This is a genomic window from uncultured Phocaeicola sp. (genome assembly GCF_948499155.1).
GTDB classification, from domain to species: domain Bacteria; phylum Bacteroidota; class Bacteroidia; order Bacteroidales; family Bacteroidaceae; genus Phocaeicola; species Phocaeicola faecalis.
This window is the reverse complement of the sequence record NZ_CAOOSE010000009.1, coordinates 50,293-75,056: the sequence shown is the minus strand read 5'-3', so window position 1 is coordinate 75,056 and position 24,764 is coordinate 50,293. Positions and strand designations below refer to the sequence as shown.

Annotated in this window: 23 protein-coding genes and 3 pseudogenes; 3 read left to right on the top strand and 23 right to left on the bottom strand. The window is 47.8% G+C overall.

Features of this window, described 5'->3' with window-relative positions:
• Positions 1-19: 19 nt before the first annotated feature.
• The 10 genes and pseudogenes from QYT14_RS08900 to QYT14_RS08855 form a co-directional block, all read right to left on the bottom strand.
• Positions 20-586 carry a hypothetical protein gene (locus tag QYT14_RS08900; protein WP_288324446.1) on the bottom strand — a complete coding sequence of 189 codons (567 nt, stop codon included), beginning with the start codon at positions 584-586 and terminating at the stop codon, positions 20-22.
• The gene (locus tag QYT14_RS08895) at positions 583-1,128 is read right to left on the bottom strand and encodes a type IA DNA topoisomerase (protein ID WP_288324447.1); all 546 of its coding nucleotides are present in this window, start codon (positions 1,126-1,128) and stop codon (positions 583-585) included. The genes QYT14_RS08900 and QYT14_RS08895 overlap by 4 nt, the downstream gene beginning before the upstream one ends.
• A 28-nt stretch (positions 1,129-1,156) precedes the next feature.
• Entirely contained in the window at positions 1,157-1,894 is a 738-nt protein-coding gene (locus QYT14_RS08890; RefSeq protein WP_288324448.1) for a hypothetical protein, read from the bottom strand.
• A 5-nt stretch (positions 1,895-1,899) separates the two neighbouring features.
• Positions 1,900-3,084: a toprim domain-containing protein gene (locus QYT14_RS08885; protein WP_288324518.1), complete on the bottom strand. Its 1,185-nt coding sequence runs from the start codon at positions 3,082-3,084 to the stop codon at positions 1,900-1,902.
• Between the two features lie 33 nt (positions 3,085-3,117).
• Positions 3,118-4,011, bottom strand: a pseudogene (locus QYT14_RS08880) (zincin-like metallopeptidase domain-containing protein); the annotation flags it as partial.
• Between the two features lie 106 nt (positions 4,012-4,117).
• Positions 4,118-5,929 (bottom strand): group II intron reverse transcriptase/maturase, encoded by a 1,812-nt coding sequence (gene ltrA, locus QYT14_RS08875; protein ID WP_288324449.1) that lies wholly within the window; start codon positions 5,927-5,929, stop codon positions 4,118-4,120.
• Between the two features lie 575 nt (positions 5,930-6,504).
• Positions 6,505-6,960: pseudogene (locus QYT14_RS08870) on the bottom strand (ArdC family protein); the annotation flags it as partial.
• The gene (locus QYT14_RS08865; protein ID WP_077154080.1) at positions 6,944-7,174 is read right to left on the bottom strand and encodes a hypothetical protein; all 231 of its coding nucleotides are present in this window, start codon (positions 7,172-7,174) and stop codon (positions 6,944-6,946) included. The pseudogene QYT14_RS08870 and the gene QYT14_RS08865, both read right to left, overlap by 17 nt.
• A 43-nt stretch (positions 7,175-7,217) precedes the next feature.
• Complete coding sequence (locus QYT14_RS08860) at positions 7,218-8,480, bottom strand: DNA mismatch repair protein MutS (protein ID WP_288324450.1); 1,263 nt, start codon at positions 8,478-8,480, stop codon at positions 7,218-7,220.
• Between the two features lie 4 nt (positions 8,481-8,484).
• Positions 8,485-9,270, bottom strand: a complete 786-nt coding sequence (locus tag QYT14_RS08855) for a DUF4099 domain-containing protein (RefSeq protein ID WP_288324451.1) — start codon at positions 9,268-9,270, stop codon at positions 8,485-8,487.
• A gap of 83 nt (positions 9,271-9,353) precedes the next feature.
• Here QYT14_RS08855 and QYT14_RS08850 point away from each other — a divergent pair, with 83 nt between their 5' ends.
• From QYT14_RS08850 to QYT14_RS08840, 3 genes are all read left to right on the top strand, one after another.
• Positions 9,354-9,971 carry a glucosaminidase domain-containing protein gene (locus QYT14_RS08850; RefSeq protein ID WP_288324452.1) on the top strand — a complete coding sequence of 206 codons (618 nt, stop codon included), beginning with the start codon at positions 9,354-9,356 and terminating at the stop codon, positions 9,969-9,971.
• Between the two features lie 108 nt (positions 9,972-10,079).
• Entirely contained in the window at positions 10,080-11,315 is a 1,236-nt protein-coding gene (locus QYT14_RS08845) for a hypothetical protein (RefSeq protein WP_288324453.1), read from the top strand.
• Positions 11,312-11,596, top strand: coding sequence for a hypothetical protein (locus tag QYT14_RS08840; RefSeq protein ID WP_288324454.1), 285 nt, complete (start codon positions 11,312-11,314; stop codon positions 11,594-11,596). Before QYT14_RS08845 ends, QYT14_RS08840 begins: the two co-directional genes overlap by 4 nt.
• A 4-nt stretch (positions 11,597-11,600) precedes the next feature.
• Here QYT14_RS08840 and QYT14_RS08835 read toward each other — a convergent pair whose 3' ends face one another.
• The 13 genes and pseudogenes from QYT14_RS08835 to QYT14_RS08775 all read right to left on the bottom strand — a co-directional run bounded on the left by QYT14_RS08835 (position 11,601) and on the right by QYT14_RS08775 (position 24,524).
• A complete protein-coding gene (locus QYT14_RS08835) occupies positions 11,601-12,278 on the bottom strand; it encodes a TraX family protein (RefSeq protein WP_288324455.1) in 678 nt (225 codons plus the stop codon).
• 12 nt (positions 12,279-12,290) lie between these two features.
• Complete coding sequence (locus tag QYT14_RS08830; protein WP_288324456.1) at positions 12,291-14,600, bottom strand: type IV secretory system conjugative DNA transfer family protein; 2,310 nt, start codon at positions 14,598-14,600, stop codon at positions 12,291-12,293.
• A gap of 14 nt (positions 14,601-14,614) precedes the next feature.
• Positions 14,615-15,085, bottom strand: a complete 471-nt coding sequence (locus QYT14_RS08825; RefSeq protein ID WP_288324457.1) for a hypothetical protein — start codon at positions 15,083-15,085, stop codon at positions 14,615-14,617.
• 3 nt (positions 15,086-15,088) lie between these two features.
• Positions 15,089-15,961: a conjugative transposon protein TraN gene (gene traN, locus QYT14_RS08820; RefSeq protein ID WP_288324458.1), complete on the bottom strand. Its 873-nt coding sequence runs from the start codon at positions 15,959-15,961 to the stop codon at positions 15,089-15,091.
• Positions 15,962-16,000: 39 nt separating this feature from the next.
• Positions 16,001-17,200 (bottom strand): conjugative transposon protein TraM, encoded by a 1,200-nt coding sequence (locus tag QYT14_RS08815; RefSeq protein WP_288324459.1) that lies wholly within the window; start codon positions 17,198-17,200, stop codon positions 16,001-16,003.
• Complete coding sequence (locus tag QYT14_RS08810) at positions 17,197-17,688, bottom strand: hypothetical protein (protein WP_288324460.1); 492 nt, start codon at positions 17,686-17,688, stop codon at positions 17,197-17,199. Before QYT14_RS08810 ends, QYT14_RS08815 begins: the two co-directional genes overlap by 4 nt.
• A gap of 13 nt (positions 17,689-17,701) precedes the next feature.
• Entirely contained in the window at positions 17,702-18,298 is a 597-nt protein-coding gene (gene traK, locus QYT14_RS08805; protein WP_288324461.1) for a conjugative transposon protein TraK, read from the bottom strand.
• 24 nt (positions 18,299-18,322) lie between these two features.
• Positions 18,323-19,441 (bottom strand): hypothetical protein, encoded by a 1,119-nt coding sequence (locus tag QYT14_RS08800; RefSeq protein ID WP_077154067.1) that lies wholly within the window; start codon positions 19,439-19,441, stop codon positions 18,323-18,325.
• 24 nt (positions 19,442-19,465) lie between these two features.
• Positions 19,466-20,152: a DUF5045 domain-containing protein gene (locus QYT14_RS08795; protein ID WP_288324462.1), complete on the bottom strand. Its 687-nt coding sequence runs from the start codon at positions 20,150-20,152 to the stop codon at positions 19,466-19,468.
• On the bottom strand, positions 20,142-20,834 hold the full coding sequence (locus tag QYT14_RS08790) for a hypothetical protein (protein ID WP_288324463.1): 693 nt from the start codon (positions 20,832-20,834) through the stop codon (positions 20,142-20,144). Before QYT14_RS08790 ends, QYT14_RS08795 begins: the two co-directional genes overlap by 11 nt.
• A 15-nt stretch (positions 20,835-20,849) precedes the next feature.
• On the bottom strand, positions 20,850-21,590 hold the full coding sequence (locus tag QYT14_RS08785; RefSeq protein WP_288324464.1) for a hypothetical protein: 741 nt from the start codon (positions 21,588-21,590) through the stop codon (positions 20,850-20,852).
• Positions 21,584-23,134, bottom strand: a pseudogene (locus QYT14_RS08780) (TraG family conjugative transposon ATPase); the annotation flags it as partial. The gene QYT14_RS08785 and the pseudogene QYT14_RS08780, both read right to left, overlap by 7 nt.
• 337 nt (positions 23,135-23,471) lie before the next feature.
• The gene (locus tag QYT14_RS08775; RefSeq protein ID WP_288324465.1) at positions 23,472-24,524 is read right to left on the bottom strand and encodes a hypothetical protein; all 1,053 of its coding nucleotides are present in this window, start codon (positions 24,522-24,524) and stop codon (positions 23,472-23,474) included.
• Between the last annotated feature and the right edge of the window lie 240 nt (positions 24,525-24,764).

Sequence of the window (24,764 nt, the reverse complement as noted above, 5' to 3'; positions counted from 1 at the left end):
TTTTAATGATTGTTGTTTTTCATTTCAGGGCCAGGGGAATTTCAAAGGATTTGACCACGCAGTTTGCCTCCTTGTCCAAGATGAACCAGTATTCGGAACGGTAAGGAGTGCCGTCAGTGGCTTTCGCCTCAAACTCAATCTTTACCTTCCACCCGTTGAAGGGTTTTGCCTTGCCGGTATCGGATTTTCCACTTTCAAGCATCCCCGTGCTGACCAGTTCACGGAGTGCCGTCATCGCTTCCATCCGCTGCTTCACCCGCTCAGGAAGTTCCCAGCTTTCCGGGTCGATGCTTTCCAAGCAATCCTCCTTCATCACCTCCTGACCGAGTTTCATCAGGGTCATCGAGAGGGCCATCTGCTCGTTCATCGTCACATACTCCCTGCCGAACACGGAATCCACCTTGCTGATACCTATAATCTTGACAGACTCCGGGTTATCAACCGAAGCCGCCAATGCAGTCTTTGCCACTTCGACCGCCCGTTTCTGCGGATTGTCGGAACAGCCGACCAAGCAACAGCAAGCAATACCACCCCAAAACAGGACGGTGGCTATTAGAATGGCTTTTATCAATGCTCCCGGTTTCATATCTTCACGATTTGAAGTTTGTCAGGGGAAAGCCCCAGCCGCTTGCGATAGATGGAGCCGTCCTCGCGGTACATTTCCAGCTCAGAGGAAGTGATTTGCTTCTCGCATATCTCTTTCGCTTCCGCCAGTGTCAGTTGATGGCCACCGATGTTGCGCCAGATGGCGAAATTGCATTGGGCAGCTTGATTCGCATAGTTAGAGCAGTTGAACGCCCGGCTTCCCACACGGATGTCACCGCCGCAATGGGGACATTTGCCGATGACCGGCTGCATATTGATTGCTCCATCGTTTGCCAGTTCCAGGACGGTCGGGAATGATTTGCCCTCTTTGGTTACAAAGCCATCGAACAGGATGCAGCGTTGTTCCAACAGTTCGGCAATCTCACCGTCATTCATCTTCCGGTTGCCGATAATCCCGTTGATATTGAGTACACAAGTCGGTTGGTCACCGATGTTATGCTCACAGCGATAACCTTTACAGGTCTTCACCACGTTGCCGCCACACAAGGGACAACATCCTATGATTTTCTTTTCTGATTCCATTTCTTTTTGATTTACAAATTATTACTTGCTACCATTTCAACAGATAGCCTTGGTTCCATTCCGACACGATGCCGTTGATGATGTTCTTGCCCGACATCACGTTTGCCCATCCCTCCGGGTCAAGGGAGAACCACAGGTCGTTCCACGAGAGGGTGCGTACCTGCCACGCCAGTATGAAAAGGTCGGTGTTGATTGCCTCCAGCCTTGTCACCACCTCGTTGGCGATGTAGTACCTTTCAGCCGAACTGAGCAGGTTGACCTTGTGCTTCTCCTTGTTCCCGTCCTGATTGGTGACATCGTAACTGCCCGAAGTCACCAGTTGCTTCATGAAGGGATAAAGAGCCGCCATCTGGGTGGCCGCGTCCGTCAATTCGTCCGATACCATCGAGGCGATGACTGTGCCTTTCAAATGCTTGCCCACCGACTTTGTGAGCAGGCTGCAATTCCGGGGTATCTCCACCGTTACCAGTTCTCCCGCCCGTTTGATTTGGTGCAGGTTCTGTACCACACCTTGCGCATTCGACAGATACTCCAGCATCTTGTCCTCGACACGATGCACCCGGTCAAGGGCCACGGTTACGGCTGTTTCTGCCGCGATAATCTGTTCCTGCGTTTTCTTGCGCTTCTTGTGGATGCTTTTCAATTCTGCCGTCTGCGCCATGACCGCCGCTGTCAGAGTCGGGTCGGTCTGTTGGGCGTAGCCGGACAATCCTCCGACAAGCAGCAGGATTGCCAGTGCCGTTCGTTTCCATTTCACTCCGTTCATAATCCTTACATTTTAAGACCGGCCTTTCTGCGCCCGGTCAGGTTTTGTTCACGTTCATCCTTGTGAGGGGAATGGATGACCTCCATCGGTCTGTTCAGCAGACAGTCGTTCCAATCCTTGAAAGCCTTGGGCGGCAACCATTGTCCCATCTTGTAACGGATGGATAGGTGTTTGCTGACCTGCGCCAACAGGGAACGTTCCGTGTTTAGCTCGAAGGTCTTGCCTTTGGTTTCTATCTGAAGTACATCCGTTTTCCTGTTGATTTTCATCGGTACACCCTCCAACAGAGCCATCATGCGCAATCCGTAAATGCGTCCGGCAAGGTCATTGTCGAAGCAATCGAAGGCACGGGCATGAGGGAAACGCGCCATAACTCCAGTAATCTGCTTGTCGGAAAATGTACCGCCCAATGATACCAATGCCACATCCGAGCCTAATTGTGTTCGGTTCATCTGGTAGAACGCCATCGCATCGAAAGCGGACTCACAGAAAAACACGCTCTTGACCATACCACTGTTGCCATTGGACAGGTCGGCTACCCATGCGGATGAAGAGGAGTCCGTACCTGCCGCCTTGGACTTGTAACCGCCATGTCCCCGTATCTCGTAACCCTTGATTGCATCATCCTTGCCATTGGTATAGGGAAAACCGATGTTGTAGCCGTCAAACTTCTCATTCCGTTTGTCCCGAATCAATGAGATAAACGGGGCAAGTGCTTTTACCGTTTCTTCAGAAAAACCACGCTGAGAGAAGATAGCCGGAATCCTTTCGGGATTTATCGGCTTCACCTCATAACGTGCGCTGTCAAAGACAGCATCGGACTTGACCGACTTCACATAGTCGCTATCTTCCCGGTATTCGGGTTCGGGCATATTGGCAAAGCGTGCCAGTACCTTGGCAATTTTCTGCCAATCGTCCTTGCCGGACACAGGAAAGGCGTTCAGGTTCTCACGGATGAGCGTGACGACATCGCCTTTGGAGCCATCCCTGCGGAAATAGGCTTGGGCGGATTTGTTGTTCGGGTTGCTGACGATAATCGTATCACGTTTGTTGCCATTATCGCCCAATACAAGTTCGATGTATCTGCCCACACCAGCCTTCCGGTCCAAACGATAGCCCAACGCATACGCGATGTCATCGACACCCACACGCGATTTCAGTTTCTTGAAGTTGACTTTGTAGTCGGTCATATCGGTTCTCCTATTCATTATATAGGTCATACATCACATACCCATCCTTGCCCCGGAGTGTTGAATCTGCGGGCGGCGCATCATCGCCAGTTCCGGCTCGTAGCTCTTTCGGGCGGTCATGTTCAGGAACGCCTCCTTGTCCTTATAGTCGGTAAGCTGGAAGAAGGTACGTGCCGTGTCCTTGGAAACGGCTTTCAGCCCCAACTCCACACCATCGTAGGATGCGCGGATGGCATAGTCACCGTTCCGGGTCTTCACGATGGCGGCGTTCTTGAAGGGAACTTCCTCATTCGGGTCCAATGGCAGGAACGGGTCGTTCTTGGCAAGGTACGGCTGCTCGCCGAGGGCCAACCGCTGTTTGTCCACATGGTCCAGTATCATATCGGATGCCTTGTTCACGTCTGCCATGATGGAAACGATGAATTTCGGTTCTTTCTTCAATACCCCGATCCAGGAATCCAGATAGGCAGCGGAGTTATCGGTAATCTTGGAATCAAACCCCATGGAATGGCTGATCATGGCGGCCGTGAGTTCAGCCACCAGTTCCTCCTTCGCATATTTCGGGTCGCCGAACCTGCCACCCATTTCCCGGTTGAGCCTTTCGGGTGTCATGGTCGAATGGGTCATTTCATGCAGCAAGGTGGAATAAAACTCCATGCCGCCCCGGTAAGTCTCCTCCGGCGTGCCTCCGATGTTGAACTGCGCCTTCATGGGCAGTACCACAATGTCCTTGGAGGGGGAATAATAGGCACTTCCTTCCTGCTTGTCCGCCTTTATCGGGCACAGCCATCCCTGCGACTGTATCATGCGGTCGAGGGCGGGATGGGCGTACATCCCTTCCGTGTCACGAAGTTCCGGCAGTTTGAACTTCTCCTTCAGTTTCTTCATCCGTTCGGGCTGTACCTCCGACAGATTGGTCTGTAGGCTCGGTACAGAGTGCCTTTTTGCCTTTCGGCAGTAGGTTTCTCCGTACCTGCCCCCGAACCGTACATACATGTCTCCATGTATACGGCTCTCCATTAGTAAACTCACATTATTTTCCATTAAGCTGTATTTTAGCATAACAGGATTCACACACTACAAGCGTCTTACGATGTCTCGACAACATTAACTTGCCCCATGGAGTATCTCCCTTTAGCCCAACAAGAGTGCGTATATGGTGCATCACGACGTTAGTATCAGTTGCACCACACATTTCACAGGTTTGCTGTTTCAACCTTTCTGCGAGGCTTGGTTTGGGAACATACATAGTGCAAGGGGTACGGTCGAGAAAATCGTCCATTAATGCGCTTTTACGTTTGAATCCCTCTTTATAGAGTATTCTGAACCGTTCTTTGCCTTTTGCATCCTTATATGGGATGACAAAATTCTTGCCCTTACGGTACTTGTCTTTGATTTGCCCTACATGTCTTCTTAATTTTTGACCAAGAGTCATATAAAGACTATACTCCATAATGTAGCCGAAATCGGCACATGTTGACGAAACATTGTTGGCTATGCAGTAATAGTTGTAGAAGCCTTTGATTTCCAAGTTGAATTGTGCGAGGATGTCTTCAGGCTTCATACCGACCATTTTCTCCCGTGATTTTGGCTTCCATACATCTTTGCCGTTTTCGTTCGTAAACTTTACAGCATCGTAGCTAAGAAGCTTCTGTTTCACTGTTTCAGAAGAGAGCATAAGCATGACCTTGCCAACAAATTCTCGTTTTTTGATTCCTTTGCTGTTCCTTTTAAACACATCCAATGTTCTGACAGTGATGTCAAAACCGAGGAATTTTGCGTTCTCTTTCGCATGGGTTATGAGTGTCTTTTCGGCAGAAAGTTCAAGTTTAAGGTTGCTCATCATATACTCTGTGATGTTCGCCTTTATTTGTTCACAATCTGCTTTGGACCCTATAACTCCAATCAGAAAATCATCAGCGTACCTCACGTATTTCAATCTCCGATAATTTTCATCCATTGGAAGTCTGCATGTCATCTTGTTTTTTTCTTCCTGCATAGCTTTTATTTTCGTCAATAATTCAGCTTTTACAGTTTCATCTGTTTCCGCTTTCCATTTCTTTCTTAGGTTTACTGTTTTCGTGTTGAGACAACAGTATTCTTTGTTATAAGCCCTTTCTTTCCCTTTGTCAAATCGTGAAATATACTTTTTCATGTACTTGTCGAATTTGTCAAGATAGATATTTGCCAAAATTGGGCTGATTATTCCACCTTGAGGAGTTCCCGAATACGTGTTGTTGTACTTCCAGTCTTCGATGTACCCTGCTTTGAGAAACTTTCTGATAAGGCGAAGGAACCTTTCATCTGCAATACGCTCTTGCATAATGCCGACAAGCACATCGTGGTCTATGTTATCGAAGAAGCCTTTTATGTCTCCCTCAATAAACCACTTTGCACCTGTAAAAGTCCTTTGAATGCTTGTCAGAGCGGTGTGGCAGCTCTTATGAGGTCTGAAACCATGAGAGGTGCTTTCAAAGTGCCCCTCATAGATGGCTTCAAGAATCATCCGAACTACCTCCTGCACAAGCTTGTCCTCTACGGATGGTATACCAAGAGGGCGTTTCTTGCCATTCTTCTTTGGTATATACACCCTTTTTGCAGGATTCGGTCTGTAGGATTCATTCCTAAGTGTTTCGATGATACGTTCGATTCTTCCAATGCTCATTTGGTCTATGGTCTGACCATCCGTGCCTGGAGTCATATTGCCTGGCTTTGCATAAATGCGCTGATAGGCAATGAAAAACATCTCTTTGTTGAACAGAATGCGGTACAGTCGCTCAAACTTATAGTCCGAGACCTTACTGTGCTGGCATAATGTGTTTAATACAATCTCTGGATTTCTCATAACGAATCTCTCGTTTTCTTTTGTTTGTATTAAAGTTACTAACTACTCCCCTTCGCCATGTACAAGGTTTTCCCTTGCTCGGACTACTACGGGAGTTCCGTTACCTTGTCGGATATTCAGAGGCAAATCCTCATAGCTTTTCGGCGTTCCGATTTAGGTAATCTCCGTTTAACCACGTAATAACGTCTATCTTTCGATAGGCAACAGATTGTCGGATGCGACTTTTGTTCTTTTCTCCGCTTATTGCGGCCGTGTCATGGTTTGTTCTTGCTACTCGCCTTGGCTCAATAGGCGGTAGTACCACGATATGACGTATGTAACTGCCTTCCGCCACAACTACAACTTGTGTCACTGAACTATCGTTTAACCAATCAGGCTTCATCCTCATATCTGTCTTTCCCCTTGCAATTCAGTCGTAGCTTGGCAATTAGCTAACTTATCGCTTTGCTGACGTGCTGTGTTTCTCTTTGAGTTTCCTCTCCAAGTAAGTCAGTCGGGGATAGGTATATTGTTTATCTCTAAACTTTGAACACTAACCTAATCTCTTATTATCGAGATATTTATTACGCGACCATTACGGACGCACGCGCCACGTTATAGACGGGGAACGCCTTGACGAAAGGGATGGTTTCCATTTCCTTCTTCTCCTCCTTGCTCATCGCCCGGTATTCTTCGGAACTGACACGCTTTCCGTACTTGTCCTTGACCATCATGTCCCAATAGACCACGGGGAAGGCTTTCTCGCCTTTGAGGATGTGCGCTTTCAAGTTATGCGCCTGTTTGAAGGTCAGATAGACCGGGAGTTGGTAGCCTTTGGCCGCTGTCTGCAACTGGAGAAAGAACGAGTTGGAACCGGAGTAGTTCCGGCCGCCCACGTTCTGCGGCAGTCCGTTATAGCCGGACGCACCGCCTATCCAGCCTTTCTTCCAGCCGGTATCCTTCATTTGCTGCATCCGCTCAATCATCATTTCGGCGAAGCGGTCGATGGCTGCCTGACCGGAGTTGCCTGACGGGTTAGTTCCAGATGCCATAATCCTCGTCATCCATTACCTGACGTTCCATCCGTGCGATGTCCGTCTGTTCTACATAAAATTCTGCGGATTCGTCCGAAGGGTCTGTACCGTGCGAACGGCACCACTCCTGAAAATCCTCTGCGTCTTCACCGTCCATTACGAATTGGAGGTAGCCGATGCGTCCCTCCTGAAGAAGTTCTACCAGTTCTTCGTGGTTCTTTGTTGTTGCCATAATTTTTCGTTGCTTAATTGTTTGAATGAGTGATACATTGCGATTACATTTTGATGGATGCCGATTTCTCCACCTTGACGGTATGGGCTGCCAGCATACCGGTTATCTCCGTGGTCAGGTACTTGGCGGCTATCTGCTCACGGGTGGCCGTCTTGGTCTTGAAGAGCGAATAGCCGTCATCGAAGGAGATTTCCTGTCTGGAGGTTTTTCCTTTGTCGCCCATATCGACAGATACTTTCCACTTGTTGTCGGTACGGTCTTTGGCGACACGCACCCCATTGGAATCCACTCCTTCGGGAAGGCTGTATTTCTCGTAGGCCGATTTCAGGTGCAGCTTCTCACCGAAGTTCTTCTCCACCAGCTTTGCGGGTGTTATCACCCGGTCGAAGTAGGCGTTTAAGTCCTGACGGGAGGCGACTGCCGACATCTTGGCATCGCCGATTTGTGCGTAGAACTTGTATTTGCCGTAATCAGGGCGTTGCTCGTCCTTCTCCTTATAGACGTTGAATTTCTCTACGGTGATGTTCCCCTCCGGGCCCGCTATCGACTTGGGCATCTTGAAAGACTCTTCCGATACCTTGGGTTGGAGTTTGGTCGGATAGTAGCGTTCCATCAACTGCGGCACGGTCATTTCCTTGTTCTGATAGGCGGCAAGGTCGACTGCATCCATCTTCTGCGGCTTCAACTGCTTGCCGTCCATCTTGGCGGTGAAGTACCACTCCTCCGGCTTTTCCTTGCTCTGGTAGGCATGACCGTGGGTCACTTTCTCACCGTTGGCTGTCACCATCTGAGGCTCGCGGGGCTTGCGCTCCTGCTTGGTTTCGGATTTCTGTTCATCCTTGGTTTCAGCTTGGGCTTCCGCCTTTGTTCCCGTTTTCTTTTTTCTGGCAGGTTTGTCTTCTGTGGCGTTCTTCACCGCCTTGACAGGTTCTTCCTGCACGACCTTCTCTTTCTTCTTTGCCATATCTCTGTCTTTTGAAATGGGTTGTTCCTTGTTTTCAACTTTCCGGTTCTCCGATTGCTCGCAGATGGCGACCCTTGCTCCTGACCGGATCAGTTTGGGTAGCAGGGTGTCAAGTTCCGGGCGTGGGAAACGTACCGTCTGCACCTTTTCCTTTTCTCCGGGAATGAGCCTGTCCGCCATGTCGATGGCGAGTATCACGGAGGCTTTTACCGCATCCTGCTTGTAGAGTTCATAGAAATCTCCGCTCCTGAACAGTAACATGGCATCAGGATGTTTCCGCTTCATTTCATCGAACTGCTTCATGAGTCCGATGTCTTTCTCTTTATTGGTTTGCTTTGCCATAAGATTATAGTTTAAGACCCGTGTTACGTGATTCCTTGTTTGATGGATGAAGGCTCAATGCCCGTTCCCGTGATTGCTTGTCTATCACTTGTTGGTGTTCCCAACGGTTCTTGTCCGTCATCACATAGCCGAGATATTCGGGATGCTGCTCGTCATAGCGGAGCTTCTGTTGGTGTTCCCACTCTTTCATGTCTCCCTTGATGACTTTGAAACCTTGCGGCTCTTTGAGGTCGATGCCGACAGATACTTTCTCGCCCCCGACATTCAACTCCACCGGTTTGCCTTCACGTACCTGTTGCTTCTGCTGTGTACCCAGCTCGATGTCGTTGACCTTTTCCATTTCCCGGAGCTGTTGCTCCAGTTTGAGGTCGGTCACTCTGCGATGGATGACCGACTGGGTTTCGGGGTCAAGTTGCAGGTACTGCCGGGTCTTTTCTCCGTTCACTTCCACGGATTTCTGCAACACTTCGCCCTTTACCAGCCGGTCGGCTTCCTGCTCCGTCAGGCGAAGGATGGGATTGCGTTCCCGTTCAAGGGCGGCTCTGACCGGATAGGCGATGAGCGCAGGCTCTCCGTTGGGAGCTGCCGTCATCTGTAGTTTGAGAGGCAATGAGATCAAGTTACCATTTCGGGCACTGATTGACACTTGCACGATGGGGGTCACTTCGCCGGAAACCAGCTTCTCCTTCACCTCCAAAGGTAAATTGTCGGCTTTCTCCCGGTCGATTCCCAATACCGCCAGCTTTTCGTAGGGCAGTAATTCGGTTGGTTTTCTGTTGTGTAATTCCATATCACGATATTTGGACTGTTAATTTTGCGGTCGTAACCGCTTGTACGACACAAAAGTATCTGTCATAGAAACCATCCTACGAAATGCGCAACAAGATATTGAGGACACTGCTTGTACTGATTTTGCCTGTAACGGCATCGGCTCAGTTCTATACGATTACCAAAGAGTCGGAAGTTACTCCGATTCCCAAGGGTAAATCAGCTTTAGTTGCTGATAATAAGCAGTTAGCAGAACATGATTCAATCAAAGCCGTAATCAACAACACGATTGAGGTAAAATCGAAAAATCAACGCTACAATAGCCCCGGTGCCCAAAAATGTAACGATAGCACGTTCATAAAATCAACAAAAAGGGACTGTATTCCAAATAGCCTTCCCGAACTGACGATACCCAATCTCTATGTGGAAATCAAACGGAACGGCATCCTATATCCGAAAGTGGTATTGGCGCAAGCCATATTGGAAACAGGTTGGTTCCGCTCATCATTATGCCGGAATAGAAACAATCTCTTCGGGTTGACCAATCCTTATACGGGCAAGTATTACGAATTTGGCCACTGGACGGAAAGCGTCCGTGCCTACCTTACAAAAGTGCAGTACAAATACAAAGGTGGTAACTACCTGCTTTGGCTAAGGGACATCGGCTATGCGGAAGATCCGGGATATGTGAGGGCGGTTATCGGGGTGCTTCGGAAATTATGAGTATAAGGGTAAGACAATAGCCTATATTTTACCTAATTAGCAATAAATTTAGTAATTTTGCATACAGAATTAATTATTGCAAATTTAGACACTAAAGGAAAATGATTTATGGCAGGACAATACTGGTTGGTATACGCTAATGAAAAGAAATGTGACCACACAAAAAGCCTGAAAGAACTGGGGTTAATAAGTTGGGTCAATAAATATAAATTCCAAGTCGGGGATATAGTATATGTCTATGTCTCCGATGAAAAATATGTTCGTTTCAAAACTGTCGTAAGTGAAGTTAATGTTCCAAGAAAAGATGGTGCTTATTGGTATGAAGTTGCTCCAAAGGACAGAACTTGTACATTAGATTATGTGGCAGAATATCATGGTACAGCTTTGTATCGTCCACAATTAGAGAAATTCGGACTGAAAAGTATGGAAGTTCCCATTAGAAGCAAGAGCGCACTATTGAATTACATTACAGAACAATTCCATTCTGCCGACTATACTTACTTAATAGATGAGGTATGCCCTCAATCTGGTAAATCTAATGAATTGGTAAGACAGATATTACCTATTCTTATAGGTTGGGCAAAAAAAGGATGCACTAATAAAACCTATAGTGATTTAAACAAGCAACTTGGGTATATAGATGGTAAGAATACAAGTATTGGACATCAACTCGGATGTCTCAACACAATACTTGAACGCCTTTCGGAAGCAACTAGTGTCTATATTCCAACTCCCAATTGTCTTGTATGCAATGCCCAAACTGGACTGCCGTCTGAAGGCTTTGATTTTGTGAAAAATAGATACAAAGAAATGTCGGCTGATGAAAGAGAAAAATATGTACGGCAATTAAATTCAGAAGCCATCAATTACAAGAATTGGGATTGGGTTTTGTCTCGGTTAGGATTGAAACCAGTTGTATCTGTCGAAAATGAAACCGCTATTCGATCTGGCAAAGTACATGGATATGGAGGTGAAGGTGCCGACCACAAGGCGTTAAAGGAATATATCGCAAATAATCCCCAAAATGTCGGTGCCAAAGAGATTGGCACGAATGAATATATCTTACTTTCGGCAGATCGCCTTGATGTTTGGTTTCCTTCCTCAAAGATTGCTGTCGAGGTAAAACCAAAGTCATCTCCTGATTCGGATATAATGCGCGGTCTTTTCCAATGTGTTAAATACAAGGCAATTCTCGATGCTGAATCTGCCATACACGGAGAAATGCCCGATGCCAAAGCTATATTAGTTCTGGAAGGTTCTCTAAGCCCAAGCAACCGAGAAATTATGAATACTTTGGGGATAGAGGTTATTGAAAATTTTGTAATAAACAATATATTAGAATGAGACCAATATACAAACTTGATGATAAGCAGGCGGAACAACTGGTTGAAAATATTCAGGCTGCCGTTCAGAAACGCATAACCGAAGATAATTATATAGAAGATACGTACTTACGAATCAACCATGAAGATTTGAGTGTGGAGGTTATTTATCTTGAAGAGAGCAATCTGACTTATCCTAATGATGACATTGCTCTTTTGAATCTGATGTATGACCAAGGAGGAGAGAACTGGATTCCTGAGGAAATTGCTATTCGTTGTCTTGTCAATGAGAGGTATTGTTAGTATATCATAACAATTGATAAGCACAAATTACCAATAGGTGCACCGGATAGAACGCATAAAAACCATACTTGGCTATGCTTCCTTGTATAAATCCTCTTGTGCCATCGTACAAGAAGATGACCATACAGGCAAGTATGATACCGACTGTTCCGTAATCTATCATCAAAGGGAAAACACAAAGTAACTGAGCCGTTCTACCAAAGGGAAAAGAAGTCGTATTTGTTCCCAACAGATGGAAGATGACGATGACAGAAATACCCCGCCACTCATAATCGACACCTGACCAAGTGGCAAACCAAGCGATAAAAAGGATGGTACAGATACAAAGCGTACTGTCCTTTTTCAGTTTCTCGAATACCGCTAACGCTACCACTCCCAAAGCCAGCGTAAACATCACATTGTGCGTACCGTCCGCACCATTCAACAGATACCACGGAATTTCACTGACAATGGCAAAGCCCAGCAATAGCCCAAAATATTTCTTTCGATTTCGGGTATGGGCAAAACCCTCCGCTACCAAGAAAGCGAATACCGGGAAGGCGATGCGCCCCACGCAGCGCATCACCTCGTAGTGTACCGTATTCCCGTCCATCAAGTAATAAGCGCAATGGTCAATCACCATTGAGAAAATGGCGATGACCTTCAATGCGCTACCGCTCAGTTTGGGTAATATAATTGACATACTCATAGGCAATCAGCTCATTCCCAGCAATTCCTTCACCATATTCTCCACCTCCTGATTGACCCTTTTGAAGTTTCGGTTCAGCAGGACTTCCTTTTCCCGGTCATTCTTGAACTCATAGATTTTGGGGAGCGGCACATAATGCTCTTCCTCCTCCTTAATCTTCTGCATGTCGAAGTGCGTCTTGCAGAAATACTTCGTGGTCTTGAACTCCTCGGACTGCTCGATGTCGAAACGGTCAAGCATCTTATCGTCCGTAGCCGTAAAGTCACGGGCCGCCTGACCTGCCAGCCAGCCTGTCGCCATGTCCGCAATCTTCGCCGCCGGAACGAGGTAGTCCATCTTCTCCGATATGGTGGTAGATACCTTCTGGTCATTGATGGAAATGGAGCGTGAGGTTTGTTTTGCCTTGCCGAACACATCGTTCTGTGCCCACTCCAACGTTTCCTTGTTACGGGCTGCACCCATGAAGATGTTACCGCAGGTGGTGATTATCTTCTGCATACCCACCTTGCCATAGTCTGCCTCCAACTGGGGTAGTTCCTGAAAGCCCAATGTCACGGCAACCTTGTTAGAACGTGCCGTACCAATCAGCCGGTCTATCTTGTGGAAATACAAGGTCGGAAGCTCATCCACGATGATGCTCACCGGAATGTTACCTTTGGAGTTCACCCTTGTTATCAGACGGTTCAATACCAAAGCGTTCAATGAGCCGATGACCTGTTCCTTCTCCGGGTCGTTGGCGATGACCAGATAACTGGGGTTGTTCCTGTCCGAAATCTTCAAGTCAAAATCGTCCCCGGTGAACACCCAGTAGGCTTCGGGAGATACCAGCCGGGCGGCATTGACACGGAGCGTACCCACCATACCTTCCAACTGGTCATTTGCCTTGTTCTCGTAAGCACTCTTGAAGGGAGCCATCAGGGAAGCAATCTTATCATCCTGCATCAGAATATTGAAAACTTGGTCGTAGGGTCTGCCCAAAAACGACAACACGTGTGGCATATCCGAAAACTCACCCGTGATGGTGTCCGGCTCCACCTCGTTGCCGTCCTCGTCCTCATACCAGCAGCGGTCGATGGTTATCAGTTTGTCCGTATGGTCTTTGTAGCGGAAGCCGTTCAAGTCCACAAACATCCTGTCCTCGTCTGTTGACACATCGTTCCCTTTCTCGTCGATGAAGTCCAGCACCACGTTGCCGTCCTTGTCTATGGCGTTGAAATCATCCCAGTTCCGAATGACAATCTCCAATCTGTTTCCCTTGTGTAAGATAAATCGTTTCAGCTTCTTTCCGTTCTTGAAGCCTACCGGATGGAAGTTGACGAAGAAATAGATGATGGCCGCCAAGAAGTTCTCCGCCGAGTTGGTGAAAAACGCTTCCGAACCGCCCTTCTTCTCACCGCCTCCTTTGTTCAGAGAAGCCAACAGCGTAGCAGCCGTTTCCGAAGCTGCAGCCAAGTCGGGGATGTATTTTCGTTGGATTGGATTGATGCGGTTGGAGTATTCCACATCGGTAAAGTTTACTATCCTAAATCCGCAATTCTCAGGTAGTTTACCTGCCTTCCTGTTCTTGCAGTACTGGTAAAACAGAGTCTTGGCAAGTGTCGGAAACTTAAAATCGTACACCATAAGGGTGAAACCCTTGGCCGAGTGCTGACGGATAAAGGGATCGATGATGCCGAAAGACTTACCTGAACCGGGTGTACCCAATACGATTGTTCCCCGAAAAGGATTGATGATATTGATCCAGCCCTTGTGCATCTTCCGCTTCCAGTAATAAATCATCGGGATGTTTACCGAATAGTCGTTGCCAGCCAACGCTTCCGATTGTTGGAACGATTCGTTCTCGAAGTTGAAACGGTCGTCACCTACCTTGTAGTTGTAATACTTGGCGATGCCGTCCAGCCCTTGATGCACCAACATCGTACCCACCACCGAGCAAACGGCATAAAGGATGCGGTTGGCAGGGAATCCCATCCAACTGATACCGAAGTTCATACCGTGAAAGACGAAACACAGCCCGACCAAGGTCAATCCAATCAGCACCGGGTAGATGACCATTGTCTTCACGTTGAACTTCAACGCTTTCTTGGCCTTTGTGCCGATGCAGACCACACAGATGCAGACCAGTTCCACGACCTTGCAACCGGAAACGGAGTTGAACACCGCGAAGCGTCCCAACAAGTCCAGTATGAATTGCGTGATACGGTTGTCTGCCGTCACAGGCAGGTTCATCACGATCTCAATGATGAGAAAGATGTAGATGCAGCTTCGGAAGTAGTTATACATCTGCTGCTGTTCCCTTGTTTCCTCAAATGCCATAAGTCACCCTGATTTTAGAATGGAACTTTGAAGCCTACCAACAGTCCGTTTCGGAAGGTGTCCCCGTGAATGAAGTTCACGTTATTCTTTTGGGTTAGCGTAAACTCCCAGCCGTTCTGAAAGACATAGCTATACTCAAAACCGGCCTCCAGTCCCAAGAAGAACTTGCGCTTGTCCGCTCCGAACTGCGGCCCGAAGCGGAAGCGAAGCATCCCGTTCTTATATCTGGCCAGACGGTGCTTGTACACCAATCCGGCATCCCAGTAATAGCCTTTCCAAAATCGCAAGCTTGGTTGCTGCCAATGGTTGCCCGCTTCTCCGTACAGTTCCACGGCATTGCCGTAGGATAGCGGATGTTCGTAACCGATGGTTGCGTTCAGCGTGTTGGGAAACAGGAAACCGGCATTGACCGTCAGCTTCTTGTCTTGTGCCGATACATTGAATGTAAAGACAGTACACAGCAATAGGAATAATACTTTCTTCATGGCTTAATAGGATATGTAGTAATACGGATAATAGGATGTCTTTTTCAAGATGTCGGAATCAAAGCCATCGGCATGGAGAATGTCCTCATATTCAATCGTGAGTGTGATGACACGACCGCTGATTTGGTTCTCTGAGATTTCCAGCCGAAGCACTTTTTCATCCGGGAAAGTCAGCTTGGGCAGTACCAGCACGTTGCGGTAATCCTTCTTGAACTTCTTGGCGTGGTTCAGCGAGAACACAGGGGTCAGTTCAATGGTCTGCGAGTTGGTGGCCTTAGTTTCTTTCTTGTCGGTCAGCTTCACCCGGATTTCCTCGATGTCATAGGCTATCTTCGTCTTGTTCTGCAACGAGTAGTCGATAAAGAAGAAGTCCCCGATGGAATAGATGTTGTTGACGGTGGCTTTCATGCCGTGTGCCTTTGACACGACCTGATTGAACTTGCGCTTGCTGCCATAGACCGCCCAAGCGTAACGGGCCATTTCAGACATGGGCATCGACACTTCCGGGTTGATGTAGGATTTCGTATCGCTGTATGCCACTTGGTAGATGGATGCAGCCATGTTCGGAGAAGTGGTATAAAGAATGTCATACTGGGCGATGTGGCGTTCACCAATCAAGGTCAGTGTTCCCAACAACTCATTCTCCTTGAACTCGCACGATAGCGAATCATTTTCTTGGTATGGTTTGATACGGACGATGTTGTCGGCACACTGGTTGCCGATTATCTTCGCGGTGGAAATATCCACTAACTTAATGTTCTCCGGCATCACGATGTGGGTCGTCACCTCCCGGTTCACATAGATTTTCTCGTTGGCGAAAGCCGAACTGATAAAGCCGAGCATACAGCATACGGCTGAAAGAATCTTGAATTTCATATAAAGTGCTATTTATGTGTTATTGATAATGTTAATTTTCTATCTCGCTTCATCTGAGTTTATCAGGTAAACGATGGTGTTGTACTTGATTTTCGCCTTGTTCTTGCGGATGTTGGAAGAGATAGCCGATGTTGCGGAATTGTACATATTCTGCAAGGCTTGCAGAGCGATTGCCTCTCCCGATATGCCCGAACCGTAGCCGTCTTCCGATTCAAAGCTGATGTTCTGCTGTACCGTACTCGATCCGGCATCCTTCATGAAATCACGGAAAGCGGATTCGGGGACATAGAAACCCTCCATGCCGTCATTGTCGAACACCGACAGCTTGACTTTGATGAACTTGTCGCCGACAAGGATACTGGTAATCGTGGCACGGACACGTTGCTGGCCGAAACCGCTGACCGTACCATAGAGGTATGTGCCCTTTTTCAGCTTCGTGCCGTTGACCGTCACATCATCCAAGAGCTTGAAGCGAAGCCTTGTGCCTTCACGGGCTTTGGTCGTCTGGTCTATCATTGCCCGTATCAGCCGGGCATCCACCGTTTCATCCGAAGCCGATACGGTATGGAACTTGTCGGCATTGGTGTCCTTCGACTTGATAACCAGATTAGGGCGGTTGCGTTCTTTTTCCTCTGCCCGAACCTTGGCAATGGAATCCGCCCGTTGCTTTTGCCGGACTTCCTCCTCCTCCGTGTTGCCATATCCCAATCCGCTCTCGATGGCTTTCTGACGCTCATAGCTTCGCCTTTGTATCTCTTCAAGGTCGTTGGCGAACTCCTCCTGTGAGGAGTAGCCGTCATGTCCGTTATCTCCTGAAGGTGGATTGTCGTATGCGTATGAATTGATATGCTTTCGGGATTCTGCCAAGGAGCGTTCCAGTTCCTCCAGTTCCTTTTGCTGGCGGATGCGCTCCGCTTCGGCGGCATCCAGACGGTTCAGTTCTTCTTCGCTGTAACCGTGTTCCAAATTACTCTCTTCCTTTTTCTCTTCGCCAATGCCACCGACTGCGGTAAAGGCATCCTCGTCATCGAAGCGGCGTGACATTTCATACAGTTTGTCGCCGGCTTCTTCGGCATTGGCTTGGGGCAGTTCCATGTTGATGTGGTCGGTGGCTACCGTCTGCTCCGTTTCATCACCTCCTCCAAAGGTCTGCATCACGAAGTACACCAAAGCGCATAGCGGCACGAATACCACCAGCGGAAAGATGTACTTGGGTTGTTTGAAATTGATTTTAATCATGGCTTATCGTTGTTTTTTAATGATTTGACAATATTTTCCAACTGCTTGTATTGCCGGATGATATGGATGGAATCCGCATGGGACTTATGGGGCTTGGCTATCAACGAGTCCAGTTCCTGACGGATGGCCTGCCCTTGACCTGCCAGTTCCAGAAGCGTCTGCCGGTGAACATCCTTGTTGGACTGGATGGTATGGAAACCTTGGAATACCGGTTCGATATTTCCAATGATGGCTACATTCGGTTCTTGTGCCTTGTCTGCCCGGCTACCGTTCCAAACTATATCACCAATCAGGAAGAACAACAATGCGCCTACCACATAAATAAAGGTGCGTTTGGGATGTTTCATCGCCCAAGCATTGGCCATTCGGATTCTTGCAGCCAAGCGGTATCTCGTTCCGATAGCACCCAACTTGGGTTGGAATCGGGATTGGAAGAAGTTCCATGTCTTCTGCTTACCGTCTTGTATCGTTTCCTTAAATGATTTCATACTTATGCCTTTTTTAGTAATCCAAATCCTTATTTTCCAATGTCCTCCAGTTTACAATCATCAGCCCGTGCGGATTGTTCCTCGTCCTCGGCACGTTCTCGATATAGCCGGTTGTCACCATCGTCCGTTTCAAATCACGGGTACGGCGTTTAATGAACTGTGTACCATAGTAGGTAAATTTCCGCTCGTGTTCGTCAAATTGGATGGAATCACACATGATGGTACAAACTGCGGACGAAGAAATGATGTCGGTGTAGAAGCCGTTCTCGTCCATCGCCTGTTTCTGTTTCAGGGCCGTACCGTCCGCCATATACATCGCCTTGCCGACCGTCCACTTGATATAGTCGTTGTCGGGGGGCAGGTTGAAAAAGTACTGGTGAAAGAGTTGGATATGCGCTTTCGCCTCCATCGTGAAGTTCGCTTCCAACTGCGCCCGTTCCGCAAGAAACGGAATGTCACCGTCCAGTACATAGATTTGCTGCCGCTCCTTGTTGACCAGCGACACGCAACACCAGACGGTGAAACCGCAGATGATGACACTGCCTGCTATGCTTGCCAGTACCGTCATCATGGCAAGTTTGGTTTTCTGTGCTAATGATTCTATAAGCATATTCTTTGGAGTTTAATGTTAACGCTATTTCTTCTTTCCGCCTGCTATGCCACCGACCGCAGAACCGGCTATGCTTCCGGCTGCCGCACCCGCTGCTGTCGTCATGCCCATAGCCGTTGCGCCAGCCACGGAACCTGCACCCGAACTGACACCGCCCGGTATCAGCCATGAGGCCACTTCGGGGACAAAGCGGATGATGTAAGCTCCCACGAGCATACCCATCGCGTACATGCAGTTGGAGCCGATGCCTTGTAATCCCAGTGCGCCAATCTGTTCCCACGAATTGACAGAGCCGTGAAGCAGGTGGTTGTAGGCCACCATGTCCTGTTGGAGATTATACAGCAGGATGAAGTCAACGTAGTACATGCACATATAGGTCACGAAACCCCATAACGAGAGGGAAAGGTATTTCGACATCCACTGGCTCCAAGCCGAGTTCCAAGGCGGTGCTAATGAAAGTGCGAACATGATGGGGCAGAATATCATCATGATGGCCATGAATATCCGCTGTGCCACAAGGATGCCGTAGTAGGACATCTGGAACACCAGTTCGCCGACAAAGCGGATGACATCGTTGATCCATTCGCTGATTTTGGTTTCCGTGGCCACCGCCGCCCGTTGCGCATAGTTGTTGATGGTGTTGCCCAAGTTCTCCACGTTGTAGATGAGCTTGTCCCACCAGTTGGCATCCTCGCCGATTTCTGCTATCTGCTTGGCCGTCGAGATGGAATCCTGAACGGCTCTCAATCGGTCGAGGTATTCGCTCTGCTTCTGCGCCACTTTCAACTCGAAAGCCGCGACTTCCTTGTTCTTGGCGTGTGCCATCGCTTTGGTGGCGGATTCCAGCCCTTTGCCGGGCACCTGCAGGGCGGAACAAATCCACGAGGACGAGGAGATGCACATGGAGATGCCGATGATGCGGAGCAGTTTCATCACGTCCATGCCCCGCCGTCCGAGCATCATCATCCAGCACTCGTATGAGCCGACACAAAGGGCAAGGCACAGTCCGATGACACGCGCCAGCCCGACCGCATCGCCCAGTACCGCCACATTCGGAAATGTTTCCATGGCGACCAGCAGCTTGTCCAGACTTTCGTCTATTACCGGCAGGCCGATGGTCAGGGGAACTAATAGTAAATTCATATTCTTCGTTTTTTATGTTCTTGCTTAATAATGGGTGGCCGCCACCGCACACAGATGGGCAGTCCGGTTTACCAGTTCGTTCATCTTCTCCTTGGCTTCCTCGTAAGCCTTCTGCCGTTTGGCGTTCTCCAGTCCATAGCCGACTCCGGTCTTGTGGATATAGGCTATATCCGCACAAAGGATCTCGTTCTGCCGGCTCAGCTCGTCCACTTGGTATTTGAGCCTGCCGCCGCTTTTCCGCATCGAGTATAACAGGCCGTCCGTGATACATCCCTGCATACGGTTGAACTCGTCCTTATAGGCACCGTACATCAAATCCACGGCTCTGTCCGCCTCCCGTAGCAGCTCTTCCTTGTAGAGTTCTTCCACGTACTTGCGTTCCTTTTCCACCTTTTCGACCTTCTGCCGTTGGGTCTCTTCGGAAGTCACCCGAACAGGCATGATGCGCCTGATGTTGGACTTGGGTTCTTTGAAGCGTACCCGGAAACCGGAGTTGAAGCCCGCCCACTTCCAGTACATTTCCGCTCCTGAATATCTTTTGTGCAGGAAAAAATAGTACCAGTCCGGGGCGAAGTCCCAAGGGCCGTTTTCCATTGACTGCCACTGTTTCTTCTTCTCGTTGTCACGGACTACTTTCTGTGCGTTCCCCGTTAAAGGAAAACTGAGGATGATTGCACAGAATATCTTGATAATCTTGTTTTTAAATCGCATATCCTTTGTTCCATTGGTTGATGATTCGGTCAGCTATCTCTTCCTTGACGGTGGAGTTCAGTATCTCCCAGATGTAATCGGGTTTCCATCCGCAGTCGGTGACCAGATAGCAGTAGAGGTTCGCATTGTCTATGATGCCGCGTGCCCGGTCGATGGTGGTTTTCAGTGTCAGCACCAGATTCAGTTTCTCGTCCATCGAGGCTTTCATCAGGTTGATGCCGGAAGCGGCCACCGTTGCATAGAGCTTGTAGCAATGCTTGATCTCACGGGCGATGGCTACGTTGGCATCGGCATAGTACCAGGCGACAAAAGGTTTGTCGGACACATACTTGAAGGTATGGGTTGTAAAGTTCTTGTAGTCCCTTACAAGTTGGTACAAGGAGTTGGCCGTCGATGAAATGGCGCCGGCTAATACGAGGTAGGAATTCGCATTGCTCAACCGGGTGTCCAAGGTGGTGCGCACGTCATTGAACTTGTCCGCTCCCTTGGTTATCAGCGATTGCTCCCCGAAGCTCATTGCCACCCGTTGCAACGCCTTGTCTTCATCTTTCTTGATGGCTTTGTGCAAGGCAATCAAGGCTTCTATGGTGGGAAGGTCTTTCGGGATGACATAAGCGAAGGACTTTGCCGGAAGCAAGAAAAGCAACGTCAGGCAAAGGATGTATAATCTTCTGTGTTTCATAGCCTGCCTCCTTCATCAGTTGTTTGTAGCCACTAATCTGTTCCAATCCATTACCAGACCGTCCACGCTGTTGCGCATCGTCATGATGTTGGCCCAGCCCTCCGGGTCTATCGCAAAGAACAGGTCGTTCATCGTGGCATAACGCGCCATCAGGAGCATACCTTCCACCTTGTAACGTATCTCCATCAGGTTGGTATAGATACCGTTGGCCAGCGACATCCGCTCATAGCGGTCAAGCAGGTTATAGCCGTCATTCTTCTTCTCTGCGATCGCTTCCCCTTTCAAGGGATTGGAAACCTTGCCGTTGTTGACGATGTTCACGAAGTTGCCCACCAACTGCTGCGTTTCCGAAACCAGATTGCCCAGCTCGTTCAGGCACAACAGCTTGTTGGAGAACTTCGCCTTGCTCACGGTCTTGACCAGTTCCGGCACGTTGCGGACTATATCGAAAGCGCACAGTCCGATTTCCTTGTAATAGCGGCTTTCCGCCCCGAAGCCCGACACGTTTTCCATAGAGAGTTTGTAGAGTTCCTTGATGGTGGCCATGCTCACCGAATACAGCTCCACCTTCTTCTTTTTGGAAGCGATGGAGTCCAGCCGTTGGTTATGCTTGTCTTCTATCAGCTTTTGGGAAGCGGTGTTGCTTGCCACTATTTTCAGGCAGTTCTTGTCAATCACCACTCTCCAGCCGGCAAAGGCTTGGATTGAAGCGGTAATTACAAATACCAAGATGAGTGTGTACCGTAACTTTACCATAATGACATCACTTTTTGTTTCTGGTTGACTTTCCTTGCGAACTCCAGATAAAGCGGCCCGCCGTCCCGTTGGCGGTCTGCCTCGATATGGGTTATCGCTTCCTGCAAATCCCCGTAATGGGCGAGGTATATCTTCAGGGCTTCCTTCTCGTTGCGCTCCGTGGTGTATGCCCAGTAACATTCCGGGGCTTCCTCGACACCATAGACATCCGACTGTTGCCCCCGGCATATCCACACTTCCTTGAAGTAGCTGCGCCCTTCCTTGTTGTTGAGCGCGTTGACGGTGAATATCTGCTGCTTCTGTATCGGGGTCAGGCCGAGGATGGCGGCGATGTCGTTGTACCTGTCCTTGAACTTCGACTGGTCAAGCAATACCTTCACATCGGAATTGTTGATGATAGCTTCCTTGACAATGGGAGAATCTATCACATCGTTCAATTCCTGCGTGACCACTCCGGCGATGCCGTGGAACTTGCGGACGGTCTTGTAAAGATACTTGATGTACTCCGCCATGGTCGGTGAGGCGATGGCCTTCCACGCTTCCTCGATTATCAGTGCCTTGCGTCCTTTCTTGATGCGCATCTTTTGTAAAAAAACGTCCATGATTATCAGCACCACGATAGGGAAAAGGACGGGGTCATCTTTTATTTTATCAATCTCAAAGACGATGAACCGCTCATCGAACAGGTTTACGTCCAAGTCGGAGTTCAGGGTCTTTTCCTGTTCGCCGCCCCGGTAGAACTGTTTCAGGATGGACGCGAAGTCGTTCACCTTGAAATCGATTTTGTCCTGCTTCATTATCTGCGGAATACGTTCCAGAGCGAACTCATAGTAGGAGTTGAACGAGAGTTCCTTCACTTTCAGCCTGCGCCTCTGTTCCTCCATGCGGGCTATCCGCTTGTCTATCTTGATAAGCATCGAGTTCTCGTACAGCTCTTTCTTGAACTTCTCCACGATGTGGAAAGCCCTTTCTCTTTCGGAGGGTGTCGCTCCGGGGTCGTTCTTCAGGGCGGTCAATGACTTGCACTGGCGGATGAGCTTGAAACGTCTGACTTCCGAGGGCAGCATCAGCGCGCGGCTTTCCGGCTTCACGATAACCTCCTCGCTCTCTATCAGCCGTTCGATGTCCTCCATGTCCTTGGTGTACTTTTCGATGTCATCCTCCATCCGGGCTTCCAGCAACAATTTCCGTCGCAGGTTCTTCCGTTCCTGTTCGTTGAAGTTTGTGAAAGGATGGAAATAGGTGTCGTAATACTCCACCAAGGTCTGGTTAATCAGCATGTCCTCGATCTTGTCGGGGAACTGGCTGCCCTTGAAGATGAGAAATATCAGTGATTTGAGGAAGTTCTTCTTCTCTCCGAAGTTCAGGTCGTATTCTTCCTGCGTTACCTTGAAGGGGTTCATCGAAATGGGCTTCTCCTTGGAGTAGGATATGTAGGTGCCGTTGAAATAACGACAGATGCCTTCGTAAGAGTCACCGGTATCTACCATCACCACGTCCGTATGCTGTTCAAGTAACTGACGGACAACACTGTTCATGTGGAATTGATTTTCAATGACTTTTGTCGTTGAAAATCAGCCATATAAGAAAATAACGGTACAACTATCAATTAAGGAAAAGTGAGAGCGAAAAAGTTGCTTTCAGGGAGCGAAAGGATTAGAAAAGGCTTGTGTTTTTGATGAAAGATTTAACTAAATCTTAACAGTTGATGAGATTTTTTACCTAATTAGACTCAAGTCACAAAGGTCTGTAGTTACAGCGTAGCCATCCTCTTGAAAATGGGCATTGAGATGGCTTTCGACCGAATTAAAGTAAAATGCTTCGCAATCTTGTAGGTTATGATACCATAAAATCGCGAAGCAACTATACAGTGATAAAAAATTATTTCTTGATTTGAGATTGAATTGATGTCATCGCATCATTATAATTGTTTTCGATAGCTCCAGATTTCAAGATGCCAGTCTCAAATAACCGCAAAAGAAAATCATTATATGATTCGTTGTGATTCCTACTGGTCAAATATGTATATATTATTGGAGCCAATACAAGACTGCCATCAACGTATTGAGAGAATTCATCATAAACATTTTGAGCGTCACGTATTCCTAACTGATTAGAGATATACACCTCTGCCGCTACAACAAAAGCTTCGTTTCGACCTTCCCCGTGTTTTTGAGCTATCGATTCTTTGCTGCGATAAAAAGTATCATTATCAAGCTCTCCCAATTTTGCCATTAGTTCGGGTGAAAGATAAAGATTATGCAGGTTCTCGTGAATATATATATTCATGAAATTTAATCTCAACTGCTTTTCAATTTCTGGGTCAAGAATTAGCGGAGTGCAACAAAAAGATTCATCAGAAAGATTGAAAGCATTATCAATATCCAAAATGTATATTTTGGATTGTGTATCAGGTAGAGCTTGTGGAAAGAAAAAATGCGTAAGACTGTCATTTATTGCTTTCAGCAAATCGTGATTCAAACTATAATTGTCAATATGGGACTTCAATGTGGGATAGATTGTTTTATCCCAATACTCCGAGTATCCGCTATCGACTAATTGCTGCATAACATAAGCCAGTTGAGGCTGAACAGACAGGATGCCTTTCGCCCACTCAATATCACAAGCTAAACTATCCAGATGCTGAATTGTGAAAAGGCATTTAGAAATATCATCTTTATCTCCGTCGATTTCAGAATAAAGATTACAAAGTTTAGATGCAGCGCAATTTGAATTAATCTCTGCAACATTTGCGATAAAGACAGAATCCACACATAGTTCAGCAAACCGCGAATCATCTTTGAGATGGTCGATATACTGAGGCGAACACAATAAGTCAAAACATTTAGAGGTGTTGAATACCTCGCCGAAAGAATTAACTCCCGGAAGTAAAACGAATAGTATAAGAAGTATATAAATTCTTATTGTAGTCATAGCAATATCTTTTATTCCATACGCAAAGTTACTAAAAAGCGGTAAGATTCGGGCTATTATCCCCAAAAAACAAGATAGTACGTTATAGATTGATACATTTCTCATTTTTGTTCGGGGTAGGCATCTTGAAGGTCTGGGTGCCGGAGATAGTTGTCAAGGAATTGCTTACCACTGTTGAAAATCAATGCTATATCCCATTCAAGAAACAAGCGAGGTACAAACTACGTTATTTAGCAGCCA